Origin of the sequence: Williamsia phyllosphaerae, from assembly GCF_014635305.1 — a bacterium.
In the GTDB taxonomy this organism is placed as follows: domain Bacteria; phylum Actinomycetota; class Actinomycetes; order Mycobacteriales; family Mycobacteriaceae; genus Williamsia_A; species Williamsia_A phyllosphaerae.
Genome location: NZ_BMCS01000001.1, coordinates 553,699 through 566,431 on the forward strand (window position 1 = coordinate 553,699; position 12,733 = coordinate 566,431).

The window sequence follows — 12,733 nt, forward strand, 5'->3', positions numbered from 1 at the left end:
ACCTGATGTCGAAGGCCTACAACGTCATGGCGCCGACATGTCCGAGTCGCGTCGTGCTGCATCGGATCGGCGCCCGGTGGACGGTCTTCGTCGTGACCGCGCTGGCGCCGGGCCCGATGCGGTTCAGCGAGTTGAAGACCCATATCCAGGGCATCACGCCCAAGGTCCTCACCGAGACGCTGCGCGCGTTGCACCACGACGGACTGGTGGACCGGAAGGACTTCGGCGGCCAACCGCCGCACGTGGAGTACGCGCTGACCGACCTCGGACGATCGCTGCTGGAGCCGCTGGCCGCGGTCCGCGCCTGGGCGGAGTCGCATGTGCCCGAGGTGCAGGCCGCGAACGCCCGAAACAGCGACGCCCGGCACGACGTCGGATGAGACGTCGCACCGGGCGCTGTGTCGTGCGGGTCGGGTCGGGTCTAGCCCAGGACCAGGCTCTCGCCGTCGGCGCTGGTGTTGACCGGCACCACGTCGCCGTCGTGGATGTCCCCGGCGAGCAACCCGCGGGCGAGTTGGTCACCGATCGACTTCTGCACGAGTCGCCGTAGCGGCCGCGCTCCGTAGAGCGGGTCGAAACCGCGCGCCGCCAACCACTTCTTGGCGTTGGCCGACACCTCGAGCTGCAGTCGGCGCTGGGCCAGACGCGCGGCCAGCGACCCGATCTGGATCTCGACGATCGACTCGAGTTCGGACTCGTTCAGTGCGTCGAAGATGACCACGTCGTCGAGCCGGTTGATGAACTCGGGCTTGAAGGCCGACCGCACCGCCGTCATCACCTGGTCCTTGTTTCCCCCCGCGCCCAGGTTGGACGTGAGGATCAGGATCGTGTTGCGGAAGTCCACCGTCCGCCCTTGGCCGTCGGTGAGGCGTCCCTCGTCGAGCACCTGCAGCAGGATGTCGAAGACGTCGGGGTGCGCCTTCTCGATCTCGTCGAACAGCACGACCGTGTACGGCCGGCGACGCACCGCCTCGGTGAGCTGACCACCCGACTCGTAACCGACGTATCCCGGAGGAGCACCGACGAGCCGTGCGACGCTGTGCTTCTCGCCGTACTCGCTCATGTCGATACGAACCATCGCGTGGTCGTCGTCGAACAGGAACTCCGCCAACGCCTTCGCCAGCTCGGTCTTGCCGACACCGGTCGGCCCCAGGAACATGAACGAACCCAGCGGCCGGTTCGGGTCGGCGACACCGGCACGTGAACGCCGGACCGCGTCGGACACGGCCTCGACCGCCTCACGCTGCCCGACCACGCGGGCGCCGATCTCGTCCTCCATGCGCAGGAGTTTGGTGACCTCGCCCTCGAGCATGCGGCCGGCGGGGATGCCGGTCCACGCCGAGACGACCTCGGCGACGTCGTCGGGGCCGACCTCTTCCTTGAGCATGACCGAATCGCCTGCGGGCGCGCTCTTCTCGGCCGCGACTGCGAGCTCTTTCTCCAGCACCGGGATCTGCCCGTAGCGCAGCTCGGCGGCACGTCCGAGATCACCGTCGCGCTCGGCACGGTCGGATTCACCGCGCAACGACTCCAACTTCTCCTTCAGATCGCGGACACCGTCGATCGCCTGCTTCTCGCCCTGCCAGCGCGCGGAGAGCTCGTTGAGCTTCTCGCGCTGATCGGCGAGCTCACGCCGCAGCTTCTCGAGTCGCTGCTTCGACGCCTCGTCGGTCTCCTTGTCGAGCGCGACCTCTTCGACCTCGAGCCGACGCACGATCCGCTCGACCTCGTCGATCTCGACGGGGCGCGAGTCGATCTCCATACGCAGACGCGACGCGGCCTCGTCGACGAGGTCGATGGCCTTGTCCGGCAGGAACCGTGACGTGATGTAGCGGTCACTGAGCGTCGCCGCGGCCACGAGCGCGGAGTCGGTGATGCGGACACCGTGGTGCACCTCGTAGCGCTCCTTGAGTCCGCGCAGGATGCCGACCGCGTCCTCCACCGAGGGCTCGCCGACGTAGACCTGCTGGAACCGGCGTTCCAGCGCGGCGTCCTTCTCGATGTACTTGCGGTACTCCTCCAGCGTGGTGGCACCGACCAGTCGGAGTTCGCCGCGGGCGAGCATCGGCTTGATCATGTTGCCCGCGTCCATCGCGGAGTCGCCGGTCGCGCCGGCACCGACGATGGTGTGCAGCTCGTCGATGAAGGTGATGACCTGGCCCGCCGAGCCCTTGATGTCGTCGAGGACGGCCTTGAGCCGCTCCTCGAACTCGCCCCGGTACTTCGCGCCTGCGACCATCGACGACATGTCGAGGCTGACGACGGTCTTGTCGCGCAGGCTCTCCGGAACGTCGCCGGCGATGATGCGCTGGGCCAGCCCCTCGACGATGGCGGTCTTGCCGACGCCGGGTTCACCGATGAGCACCGGGTTGTTCTTGGTACGGCGGCTCAAGACCTGCACCACGCGACGGATCTCGGTGTCGCGGCCGATGACCGGGTCGAGCTTGCCCTCCCGGGCCTGCGCGGTGAGGTCGGTGGAGTACTTCTCCAGAGCCTGATACGTCGATTCCGGATCCGGCGAGGTGACGCGTGCGCTGCCTCGAACGGCCACGAACGCCTCACGCAGGGCCTGCGGGGTGGCGCCGACGTCGTGCAGGAGCTTGGCCACCTCGGAGTCACCCGTGGCCAGACCGACCACGAGGTGCTCGGTGGAGACGTACTCGTCGTCGAGCTCGCCGGCCAGCTGCTGGGCGGCGGTGATCGCGGCGATCGTCTCGCGGGTGAGCTGCGGCGCGGAGCTCGCACCGGAGGCGGTCGGCATCCGCGACACCAGGTTCTTGGCCTGCGCCTTCACCGCGGCCGGGTCGACGCCGACCGCCTTGAGCAGCGGCGATGCGATGCCCTCGGGTTGGTCGAGGAGTTCGACCAACACATGGGCCGGTCGGACATCGGGATTGCCGGCGGCGGTGGCCGACTGCACCGCGGCCGAGAGTGCGGCCTGCGTCTTCGTCGTCGGGTTGAACCCGCCGGAGTTGGGAGTGGACATGTGCTCACCTTCCTAGGTCTTGCGTGAAGTGTCTCGGGCCGAAAGGCCCGTCGAGTTCCTCAACGCACGAGGACTTGAGTCTGTTCCGCTCAACTATAGGCCGTTGTCGGCCGGCGGCTCTTCGGCACCGCGCCTGACGACAAAGATGAGGCCGGACATCACCTGCCGGGTCGCGCCCCCGGACCGAGGCGGGGACCCACGCGCTGAGGTGTCAGTTCGCGGTGTCCATCGCTGCACACCAGTTCCGCTCGCACGCCGGCCCCGCATCCTTGATGAATGACCTCGACCGGAGGGCCGTCAGCGCCGGCCAGCCATCGGTCACCCCACTGCATGAGGGCGATCATCGCGGGGAACAGTTCCATACCCGCCCGGGTCAGTCGGTACTCGTGTCGCTGACGCGCATGAGGTTCCCGATACGGCTCGCGGTACATCAGGTCATGGTCGACCAGGGTGTTGAGGCGGTCGGTCAGAACTGTTCGCGCACAGCCGACCCCGGCGTGGAACTGCTCGAAGCGACGCGCGCCGTAGTAGGCCTCGCGCAGCACCTGCATGGTCCACCGGTCTCCGACGATGCCCAACGCCGCTTTCACCGAGCAGTTCTCGGCACTCCACCGACTCCGGTCGAATTCCTCCATCCGTCGACCCTAGCTGAGTAGGATATCGCTATCCAGACCTCCTGGGCCTCGCGGACGAAGGACCACCCCACATGAAAGCGCTGCACTTCATCGGCGAGAACGCCCTTCGGTGGACCGACCGCCCCGACCCGGCGATCGAGGGCCCCACGGAGGCGATCGTGCATCCACTCGCCGCGACCACCTGCGACCTCGACCGCGCGATCATCTCCGGTGCCGTCGACTTCGGCACCGGCTACCCGATCGGACACGAGTGCGTCGCCGAGGTGATCTCGGTGGGATCAGGCGTCGGCAACGTCGCACCGGGTGACGTGTGCGTCGTGCCCTGGCACATCAACTGCGGAACCTGCGACAACTGCCGATTGGGGCTGAGCGCGGCCTGCACCGCCCACCCCGGACTGTCCGGATACGGGGCACCTATAGCAGGCGATTTCGGCGGCTTGTTCTCCGATCTCGTGCGGGTGCCGTTCGCCGACGCGATGCTCACCAAGCTGCCCCCCGGGGTCGACCCGGTTCGGGCCGCGAGCTGCGGGGACAACCTCACCGACGCCTATGTGGCCGTGTGGCGCGGATTGTCCCGCCGGCCAGGTACGTCTGTTCTCGTCGTCAACAGCCTTTCGAGCCTCGGCTCCTTCGCCGTGCAGCACGCTGTCGCCCTCGGCGCGGGCAGCGTGACGCTCGTCGACGCGGACGAGCAGCGGCGCGAACAGGCCCGATCACTCGGGGCCGAGGCGCATCCGACGGTCGATGCCGCTCGACATCACAACAGGTTTCCCGTGGTGATCGGCGCGTCACCCCACCCGACGCTTCTCGCCGAGGCCATCCGGTGTGTGGCGCCGGGCGGACATCTGTCGAACGTGGCCATGATCTTCGGCAACGCCTCACTACCGCTGTGGGACATGTACCAGCGCGACATGACACTGTCGACGGGCTTCGTCAGCGTCATGCCCCACCTCGAAGCGGTACTCGGGATGTTGGAGGGCGATCGCATCCATCCCGAACAGATATCCACCACGCACCCATGGGCAGACGCCCCTGAGGTGCTGCTCGCGCCCTATGCGAAGCCAGTCCTCGTCGCGCCGTCCCTGATGGGCGGGTAGTCGCCGCGCTCGCACGTCACATCCGACCCCGGCAACGGGGAGCCCCGTGACGCCGAAGGTTGACATCACTGCCATCGTGCAATGACACTCTCCGGGTGTGTGACGCGGCGCACATCCGTACAGGTGGGGTGCTGCGGTCGGTCACCGGATCACCGGTGCTCGATTCGCACATCTGATGAGAAGCCATTCGGGAGGCTCGCCGTGCAGGTCACATCCATCCGCCGCGCGACCACGATCGTCGCGATCGTGGTCGCCGTGTTCGCATCGAGCGCGACGCTGGCCGTCGCCAAGGCCCCGCCGGGCTACGACGACTTCGCCGATGTCTGGCCCACTTCGGTCCCGCAGGCGCAGTGTCGTCCCGGCGATCGGGTCGAGACCGGGGTGCAGGGCGAGGTGTCGCTGTCCGATCGCAAGAGTGGTCGGAGCCGGCGCGGATACAACTGCAACATCGACCTCGTCGGGCAACTGCAGAACGAGGGCACCGGGATCACCAGCGCGTCCTACAAGCAGTGCACCTATACCGGGACCAGCTTCCCGACCAACCTGCTCAACCGGAAACCCGCCGGTGTCAACGTGATCGATGCGTCCGACCCCGCCCGGCCGCGGCGCACGGCCGTCCTGAACGAGCCCGCGGCGTTGGGCGGCACCTGGGAGTCGTTGAAGGTCAACGAGGCCCGCGGCCTGCTGGTGGGTACCGCCGTCGGCATCCTCGAGGGAGCCGGCTACATCTCCGTCTACGACATCGCCACCGACTGTGCGCACCCGCGTCTGCTCAACCGCGGCGCGGGGAGCCGGCTGAACATGCCGATACCGATCACCACGCACGAGGGCGATTTCTCCCCCGACGGCAGGACGTACTGGGCGTCCGGCGTCGCCCCGGGATACGTTAGCGCCGTCGACCTGACCGACCCGAGCCGGCCGATGGTGGTCTGGAGTGGCGTCACCGGCATCTCCGCCCACGGCATGGGATTCACCCCCGACGGTGAGACCATGTACCTGTCGAACCTCGCCGGGCTCACCATGATCGACGTCTCCGCGATCCAGAACCGCAAGCCGCGCACGATCGTCTCCCGGCTCGCGCCGCACATCGGCCAGAAGTTCTGGACCGACGGCCAGATCACTCAGCACAGCATCTACGTCACCTACGGCGGTAAGCCGCACGTGTTCTCGATGGACGAGGCGGGCTCGGGTGGCGCAAAGCTGTTCGACGCTGCACGATCGTCGAACTTGAAGCTGCGCAACGTCATCAAGCTGGCCATCAACCTGCCGAGGAATCAGACCAGGGCCGTGGCCAGTGCCGGCGGCAACGGACCGTTCGCCTACGAGTCGCACTACTGCTCGGTGGACCGTCCCGTCGATCCGCGTCGGATGGCCTGCGGGTGGATCCAATCCGGCATCCGGGTCTTCGACATCAGCGACCCCGACCGTTTCCGCGAGATCGGGTACTTCAACCCCGCCGCGCAGGTGGGCAAGACCTTCACCACCCTGACCAATTCCATCCACGCGGGACTGGCGAACATCGCGGCCCCGCCCATCATCGGTGCCGCGGCGCTGGGACGGGCGATCCTGCAGGGGCAGGCGCCGCTGACCGGCATCGTCAACGATCGGTCCCGACTGATCGGTGTCGACATGACGGCGGACTGGTGCATGTCACCGCCGCAGTTCCGCGGCGACCTGCTGTACGTGACCTGCTCGGACAACGGCTTCCTGGCGCTTCGGATGGATCCGCGCGCAGGAACGGCGCGGTGAGTCAACGCTGGGCGCTGTGCATCGTAGCGCTCACCGCCGGGGTGTCGATGATCGTCGGGGTGATGATCGGGAACGCAGGCTCCGAGTCCGCACCGGCTCTGAGCAGCGTCGACGTCGGGTTCGCCCAGGACATGCTGGCCCATCACCAGCAGGCGATCACCATCGTCGGCCAACTCTCCCCGCAGGCGACGCCGGACGTCCGTGCCGTCGCCGACCAGATCTCCGGCACCCAACTCGCCGAGACCGGGCAGATGCGCGGGTGGCTGCAGGCGGCCGGAGAGCCCGAGCAGTCGCCCACGCCGATGGCGTGGATGGGATCCGACCACGCTGAGCACGCCGGCTCGGCCATGATGCCGGGCATGGCCGATGATGCCGAGCTCACCGCTCTGCACGAGACGACCGGTGTCGACAACGAGATCCGGTTCCTGCAGTTGATGATCCGGCACCATCAGGGCGGGATCAGCATGGCGCAGTACCTCCGCCAACACGGTCACAACGGCTCGGTCACCGCGACCGCCACGCAGATGCAGGACGAGCAGAGCAACGAGGTGGACCTGATGGTGACGCTGCTGACGGCGCGCGGCGGTACGCCGTTACCGTTTGCCTGACGGGGCGTGCGTCGCGGTGTCGTTGCTGCGCAACCTTATCCGCATGGTGTGATCGGCGGCCGCGACCACGGTGCCCGCGGCGTCGACGATGTCGACGTGGTGGACGACCTGGGTGACGCCCTCGCGGGTCGCCTGGTCGCGGATGCGCTCGGCCTCGTCGTGCGGCAGCTCGACCCGGAGTTCGAGGCGACCGCGACCCGGGGCCTGGAAGTCGATGCTCGCGGCTTTCGTCCACACCTCGAACCGGCGACCGAGCTGCGCGGCGAGCATCATCCCGTACAGGACGTCGGTGGCCGAGAACAACGCTCCCCCGAACGCGGCGCCGTGCAGGTTCGCCGTCCACGGGTGGACGCGGACCGTGATCGCGCCGGAGGTCCAGTCGTCGGCGATGTGTGACACGCGCACGCCCGCCCCGAGCAGGGGCGGGTAGAGCCCGACCAGCAGGCGGAACCTCGACGGCTTGTACAGCCAGCCGTGGAACACGGTCTTGTTGTTGTTCACGCCCGCCATTGTCGGCCACGGCGCAACCGCGGCGTCACCGTCCCTCGAGCCGTCGGCCCGTGCGTCGGTGTCAGACCGGGGCCACCGTCTTGTCTTCGGTGCGCTTCGCGGTGACGGCATCGACGACGGCGATGAGCAATCCGACGCCGACGAGTGCGGCGGCCACCGTCAGCCCGAGCTGAAATGCCGGGGCGAAATCACCGCGCGAATCGGCGATCTGGGCGAAGAACACCGCGCCGACCAGCGCGATACCGGCGGCCGACCCGATGCGTTGGCCGGTCTGCAGCACACCGCCGGCGATACCGGCGCGCTTCACCGGGACCTCGTCGAGAGTGAGGGTGACGTTCGGCGAGATCACGAATCCCGACCCGACACCGGCGATGAGCAGGGGCACCGCCGCCGCCCAGCCGACCCCGGAACCGGGGACGAGCAGCGACGCGATCACCGCGCCGACCATCCCGACGACGACCATGCCCAGGCCCACCGCGACGAGACTGCGACCGAAGCGCCCGACGATCGACCCGCCGACCCGCGCCGACACCGCCGAACCGATGGCGAACGGCGTGACGGCGAGACCGGCCTGCAGGGCCGAATATCCCAGTCCCTGCTGCACGTACAGCGTGTAGACGAAGAAGATCGTGGTGAACCCGGCGAAATAGACGGTGCCGATGATGCAGCCGAGCGTGTACGACCGGTTGGAGAACAGGGAGAGATCAACCAGCTGCTGGTGCCCACGCGCGCCCTGGCGCCGTTCCCACAGCACGAAGGCCGCCAGCAACAGTGCGGCCGGGATGAACAGCAGCCACTTGGCCGATCCGGTCCACTGCTGTTCCTGCACCAGCGGCAGCATCACCGCGAGGACACCGAGGCCGAGAAGCACCACACCGACCGGATCGAAGGAGGATGCGCGCAGCGGCTGGAGCGAGTCGGCATCACGCGATGGCAGCAGCTTTATCGCGGCGACGAGGGCGAGGGCGCCGATCGGGACGTTCACCATGAACACGTACCGCCACCCGTGCTCGACGCCACCGAGTTGGATGAGCACTCCACCCAGCAGCGGACCGACCGCCGTCGAGATGCCGATGGTCGCGGCGAACAGACCGAACGCCTTTGCGCGCTCGGCTCCACGGAAGAGCTGCTGGATCAGGCCGGACACCTGTGGGCTGAGGATGCCGCCGGCGAGACCCTGGACGAGACGGGCGATCACGAGGGTGAGCGGCCCGGTCGCCAACCCGCACGCGGCCGAGGCGACGACGAACAGGATCAGCCCGATGATGAAGGTGGTCTTGCGACCGCGGGCGTCACCGATGCGGCCTGCAGGCACCAGGAAAAGACCGAAGGCCAGCGCATAACCCGACACCACCCACGACAGGTCGGCCGACGACGCGCCGATCCCCTTCTCGATCGACGGCAGCGCCACGTTGACGATCGACACGTCGAGCAGGGTCATGAAGCCGACCGCGAGGCAGACCGTCAGGGCGGTCCACCGTCGCGGATCGGGCTCGTATTCCTCGGTGGGCGCGGGTCCGGTGGTCATGGTGTCGTGCAACACCGATGTCCGTTCTGGTCTTCCCGACCACTTCTGAACGACGAGACCAGCAGGTCACATGGTGGTGTGGCCGTCGATGCTCTCACGGATGATCTCGGCGTGCCCGGCGTGCTGCGCGGTCTCCGACACCAGATGGATCAGCACCCGTCGAACGCTCCACGATGCGCCGGGTTCGTTCCACGGGGCCTCGGGCAGCGGGGTGGAACGAGACAGATCGCAGGCTGTCGCGATGACGTCCGCGGTGCGCGCCGCGACGGCCGCGTACTCCGACAGGATGGATTCGCGGGAATCGCCCGGCAACATCTGGAACTCGTTCTGACGATCGATCGCCCACTGCGGATACGTACGTGCGGTGCCCGACATGAGGTCGTCCCAGCTCACCCCGTCGGGCAGGGTCAACGCCATGCCGGACGTGCCCTCGGTGACGAAGCGCATCCATGCTGCCTCGGTCGAGGCGACGTGCTTGATCAACCCGCCCAGACAGAGCGAACTCGCGGTGGGTCGCAGACCCAGCTCCTCGTCGGTGAGACCTTCGGTCGTCCCGATGAGGAAGGCGCGCGCCTGCGCCAATTCGGCGAGCAGTTCGGTGCGCTCGTCGGTCGTGACGGCGGTGGTCGAGTCGGTGTCCATGGTGGCTCCTTGCATCTCTGTGGTGGTCATGGACGCAGCCTCGCAGGCATTGCGGACAGAAACGGTCCTCAATGGACTCAAGCAAGTACGCCGCCTGCCCTCGGCTTCCTCGACACCGCGATCCGCGGTCGCCGGACGATCTGATCTCAGAGCACAATCGCGACGTGAACGATCGCGCCACACCCGACGAGTCCCGACGCCGCCGACTGGAGAACGACGCGCTACCCGCCTGGCGCCGCATCACCGAGGGCGAACCCCGATGGGCCGCCGCGCTGGCCATCGTCGCCGTGATCGCGCTGCAGCTCGCACTGCCGCAACGGCTCAACCTGTCCTCGCGCTACCTGCTGCCGGGGATCGAACTCGCGTTGCTCGTGATGCTGGTCATCGCGAACCCGCTGCGCATCAACCGTGTCTCGCGTCCGCTGCGATCGGCCAGCCTCACGCTGATCGCCGTCGCCAGCCTGGCCAATGCGTACGCGGCGGTCCGTCTGGTCACCGACATCATCTCCGGCGACCACAAGGTCTCGGCTGCGGCCCTGCTCGCCACCGGCGGCGCGGTGTATCTGACGAACATCATCATCTTCGGGCTCTGGTACTGGGACCTCGACCGCGGCGGACCGGCCACCCGCGCGGCGGGCACCCGGCAGTACCCCGATTTCCTGTTCCCTCAGATGACCACGCCCGATGTGTCCGACCCTGACTGGGAGCCACGCTTCGCCGACTACCTCTACGTGTCGTTCACCAACGCGACCGCCTTCAGCCCGACCGACACCATGCCGCTGAGTCGTTGGGCGAAGCTGGCGATGATGATCCAGTCGGTGATCGCGCTCGCCACCGTGGCGATGGTGCTCGCCCGAGCCATCAACATCCTGAACTGACCGATCTGCTCATCAACCGATCGTGTACACGAGGCCTGCACCCTCCGCGGAGAGCCCGCAGGCGAATTCCCGCGCGGCCCCGAGGTATTGACTCACATAATCCGCCTCGAACAGGACACGCTCGCGGCGTCCGGGTACGGCCACCGGCTCATCGACGAGCACGATGTCGCGCGCAACCTCGGCGACCTCGTCGGGATCGAGGACTCCGAACCACGGGTGATACTCGACGCCGTTGTCACACATCGTGACCTGACCGTGCACCATCGCCGCGCAGGGGCGACCGGCGAACAACTGCTGCAGCGCCCTCCACGCCTTGTCGAGGTAGAGCATCGGCGGACGATCGTCCGGATCACCCCACGCATCCATCAGTGGGTCGTCGGAGATGAACAGCCTCGGGTCGGAGCGTGCGTGATCGACGAGTTCGGCGCGGACTGGATAGGCGTAGTAGCGGATTCCCATGCACGCCAACCTCGCACCGGGTACCGACCACAACACAGGACGCGGCCGTGCCCGAGTGCGGGTTGTGCACAGATGGGGGTTCATCCCCAGGAGTCGGATCTCTGATGACCGCCCCTCGGGGCCGGTTGCTCGGGCGTCACGTCGGTGAGACCGTCGGGGGCGAGGAAGCCCTCGGCAAGGCTCTCTCAGGCGGCCCGTGCGGGTAACGGGTTTGTCGCATCCGGGGATGCCGCCACGCCGCTGGGCGATACTGATGGCCGCCGACGAGATACGTCGGGAACTGATCTTTATGGGGCAAACATGAAGAAACTCGTGATCGCGGTCCTGGCGGCCAGTGCGCTGGTCCTCGCGGGGTGTTCGGACTCCGACACCCAGAGCACCACCGACTCGGCGACGAACGCCGCCAACAACGCGGCCGACGACATCGGCAGCGCCGCATCGAAGGCCGCCGACTCCGCAGGCAACGCCGCTTCGGACACCCGCGACGCCGGATTCATCGCGGTTCTGGCCGCGGCGAGCCTGAAGTTCGGTGACGACAAGGACATGGTCGACGAGGCCAAGGACGTCTGTGAGGACCTCAAGGGCGGCAAGACCGCAGCCGAGGCCGCCGACAGCGTGAAGGACAAGTACGACGGGGACGCAGGCAAGGCGCTCAACTTCGTTCGTTCCGCGGTCCCGGCGTACTGCGCGACCGAGGTCGGCAAGCTCGTCGGCTGACCCGACCGAGATCGATCACTGCCGCGCGGCCGGCGCCTTTCCCACCATGGTGAGCACGGTGTCCCGGAAGGCGACGGCCGCCGGGGGCAGATAGCGGTCGGGCACCCACCCGATCGCTATCTGCCGCACCAGTCCCGCGTCGCTCAGCGGCACCTCCACCACGTCGTCCCGGGGGCCGGGCGCCGCAGGCAGCAGCGCCACCCCGAGCCCGCCGCCCACCAGACCCCGCAGCGTGCCGATGTCGGTCCCCTCGAAGGTGATCCGAGGTGACATCCCTGCCTGCACGCACGCGTTGTCGAAGACGTGCCGGAGCGTGTGCTCGCGGTCCATCGCGACGAACGGCTCGTCGGCCAGGTCGGCGAAACGCAACCGCTTCCGCGCCGCGAATCGGTGTCCGAGCGGCACCACGACGAGCAGCTCCTCGGTGTACAGCGGCGCCCACTGCACGTCGAGCACCTCGGCGAACAGGCCCGGAACACTGATGCACAGATCCGTCACCCCACCCGCGAGTCGGGTGATGACGTCGCGACCCGAGTTCTGATGCAGCTCGAACTCGACCGCCTCGTGGGTGCGTCGATGTTCGCGGATCGCCCGCGGCACCACCGTGGCCCCGAGTGAGTGCAGGAATCCCACCGACACCGTGCCGGCCGCCGCGCCGGCGAGCTCGCGCACCGTCGAGACCCCGATGTCGATGCTGCGAGCCACATCTCGTGTGGAATCTCGGAAGGCGACGCCGAAGCGGTTGAGTTCGTTCACCCGGCCGCGACGCGTGAACAACGGGACCCCGATCTCGCTCTCGAGCGACGCGATCGCCCGACTCACCGCGGACTGCGACACCACGAGATGCTCGGCCGCCGCCCGGAGGCCGCCGCGCTCGGCGACCGCGTGAAAGTAACGGAGTTGATAGAGCTCCATCGCGAACCC

Annotated in this window: 13 protein-coding genes; 6 read left to right on the plus strand and 7 right to left on the minus strand. The window is 67.9% G+C overall.

Annotated features, from left to right (window positions below):
• The first annotated feature begins 5 nt into the window (after positions 1–5).
• On the plus strand, positions 6–380 hold the full coding sequence (locus tag IEV93_RS02695) for a winged helix-turn-helix transcriptional regulator (protein WP_188490320.1): 375 nt from the start codon (positions 6–8) through the stop codon (positions 378–380).
• Positions 381–421: 41 nt separating this feature from the next.
• Here IEV93_RS02695 and clpB read toward each other — a convergent pair whose 3' ends face one another.
• Positions 422–2,986, minus strand: a complete 2,565-nt coding sequence (clpB, locus tag IEV93_RS02700; RefSeq protein ID WP_188486685.1) for an ATP-dependent chaperone ClpB — start codon at positions 2,984–2,986, stop codon at positions 422–424.
• Positions 2,987–3,144: 158 nt separating this feature from the next.
• Positions 3,145–3,621, minus strand: coding sequence for a winged helix-turn-helix transcriptional regulator (locus tag IEV93_RS02705; RefSeq protein ID WP_188486687.1), 477 nt, complete (start codon positions 3,619–3,621; stop codon positions 3,145–3,147).
• Positions 3,622–3,692: 71 nt separating this feature from the next.
• Between IEV93_RS02705 and IEV93_RS02710 the strand changes: the two genes are divergently transcribed.
• The 3 genes from IEV93_RS02710 to IEV93_RS02720 all read left to right on the plus strand — a co-directional run bounded on the left by IEV93_RS02710 (position 3,693) and on the right by IEV93_RS02720 (position 7,075).
• Entirely contained in the window at positions 3,693–4,718 is a 1,026-nt protein-coding gene (locus IEV93_RS02710; RefSeq protein WP_188486689.1) for a zinc-dependent alcohol dehydrogenase, read from the plus strand.
• A gap of 201 nt (positions 4,719–4,919) precedes the next feature.
• The gene (locus tag IEV93_RS02715; RefSeq protein WP_188486691.1) at positions 4,920–6,467 is read left to right on the plus strand and encodes an LVIVD repeat-containing protein; all 1,548 of its coding nucleotides are present in this window, start codon (positions 4,920–4,922) and stop codon (positions 6,465–6,467) included.
• Positions 6,464–7,075 carry a DUF305 domain-containing protein gene (locus IEV93_RS02720; protein ID WP_188486693.1) on the plus strand — a complete coding sequence of 204 codons (612 nt, stop codon included), beginning with the start codon at positions 6,464–6,466 and terminating at the stop codon, positions 7,073–7,075. Before IEV93_RS02715 ends, IEV93_RS02720 begins: the two co-directional genes overlap by 4 nt.
• On the opposite strand, the gene IEV93_RS02725 is transcribed toward IEV93_RS02720, so the two are convergent.
• The 3 genes from IEV93_RS02725 to IEV93_RS02735 all read right to left on the minus strand — a co-directional run bounded on the left by IEV93_RS02725 (position 7,061) and on the right by IEV93_RS02735 (position 9,785).
• Entirely contained in the window at positions 7,061–7,576 is a 516-nt protein-coding gene (locus IEV93_RS02725) for a PaaI family thioesterase (RefSeq protein ID WP_229704846.1), read from the minus strand. The two genes, IEV93_RS02720 and IEV93_RS02725, sit on opposite strands and share 15 nt — an antisense overlap.
• A 70-nt stretch (positions 7,577–7,646) precedes the next feature.
• The gene (locus tag IEV93_RS02730; RefSeq protein WP_188486697.1) at positions 7,647–9,113 is read right to left on the minus strand and encodes an MFS transporter; all 1,467 of its coding nucleotides are present in this window, start codon (positions 9,111–9,113) and stop codon (positions 7,647–7,649) included.
• A 66-nt stretch (positions 9,114–9,179) separates the two neighbouring features.
• The gene (locus tag IEV93_RS02735) at positions 9,180–9,785 is read right to left on the minus strand and encodes a DinB family protein (protein WP_229704847.1); all 606 of its coding nucleotides are present in this window, start codon (positions 9,783–9,785) and stop codon (positions 9,180–9,182) included.
• Positions 9,786–9,919: 134 nt separating this feature from the next.
• On the opposite strand from IEV93_RS02735, the gene IEV93_RS02740 reads away from it, so the two are divergent.
• Complete coding sequence (locus tag IEV93_RS02740; protein ID WP_188486699.1) at positions 9,920–10,633, plus strand: hypothetical protein; 714 nt, start codon at positions 9,920–9,922, stop codon at positions 10,631–10,633.
• Between the two features lie 12 nt (positions 10,634–10,645).
• On the opposite strand, the gene IEV93_RS02745 is transcribed toward IEV93_RS02740, so the two are convergent.
• The gene (locus IEV93_RS02745; protein WP_188486701.1) at positions 10,646–11,092 is read right to left on the minus strand and encodes a DUF1877 family protein; all 447 of its coding nucleotides are present in this window, start codon (positions 11,090–11,092) and stop codon (positions 10,646–10,648) included.
• Positions 11,093–11,392: 300 nt separating this feature from the next.
• On the opposite strand from IEV93_RS02745, the gene IEV93_RS02750 reads away from it, so the two are divergent.
• Positions 11,393–11,809: a DUF732 domain-containing protein gene (locus IEV93_RS02750; protein ID WP_188486703.1), complete on the plus strand. Its 417-nt coding sequence runs from the start codon at positions 11,393–11,395 to the stop codon at positions 11,807–11,809.
• 15 nt (positions 11,810–11,824) lie between these two features.
• Here IEV93_RS02750 and IEV93_RS02755 read toward each other — a convergent pair whose 3' ends face one another.
• Complete coding sequence (locus tag IEV93_RS02755) at positions 11,825–12,724, minus strand: LysR family transcriptional regulator (protein ID WP_188486705.1); 900 nt, start codon at positions 12,722–12,724, stop codon at positions 11,825–11,827.
• Positions 12,725–12,733 lie beyond the last annotated feature (9 nt).

Excerpts from the sequence above, each read along its gene's own strand:
- IEV93_RS02695 (WP_188490320.1), top strand. The coding sequence starts at position 6 with ATGTCGAAGGCCTACAACGTCATGGCGCCGACATGTCCGAGTCGCGTC.
- clpB (WP_188486685.1), bottom strand. The coding sequence starts at position 2,986 with ATGTCCACTCCCAACTCCGGCGGGTTCAACCCGACGACGAAGACGCAG.
- IEV93_RS02705 (WP_188486687.1), bottom strand. The coding sequence starts at position 3,621 with ATGGAGGAATTCGACCGGAGTCGGTGGAGTGCCGAGAACTGCTCGGTG.
- IEV93_RS02710 (WP_188486689.1), top strand. The coding sequence starts at position 3,693 with ATGAAAGCGCTGCACTTCATCGGCGAGAACGCCCTTCGGTGGACCGAC.
- IEV93_RS02730 (WP_188486697.1), bottom strand. The coding sequence starts at position 9,113 with ATGACCACCGGACCCGCGCCCACCGAGGAATACGAGCCCGATCCGCGA.
- IEV93_RS02735 (WP_229704847.1), bottom strand. The coding sequence starts at position 9,785 with ATGACCACCACAGAGATGCAAGGAGCCACCATGGACACCGACTCGACC.
- IEV93_RS02745 (WP_188486701.1), bottom strand. The coding sequence starts at position 11,092 with ATGGGAATCCGCTACTACGCCTATCCAGTCCGCGCCGAACTCGTCGAT.
- IEV93_RS02750 (WP_188486703.1), top strand. The coding sequence starts at position 11,393 with ATGAAGAAACTCGTGATCGCGGTCCTGGCGGCCAGTGCGCTGGTCCTC.
- IEV93_RS02755 (WP_188486705.1), bottom strand. The coding sequence starts at position 12,724 with ATGGAGCTCTATCAACTCCGTTACTTTCACGCGGTCGCCGAGCGCGGC.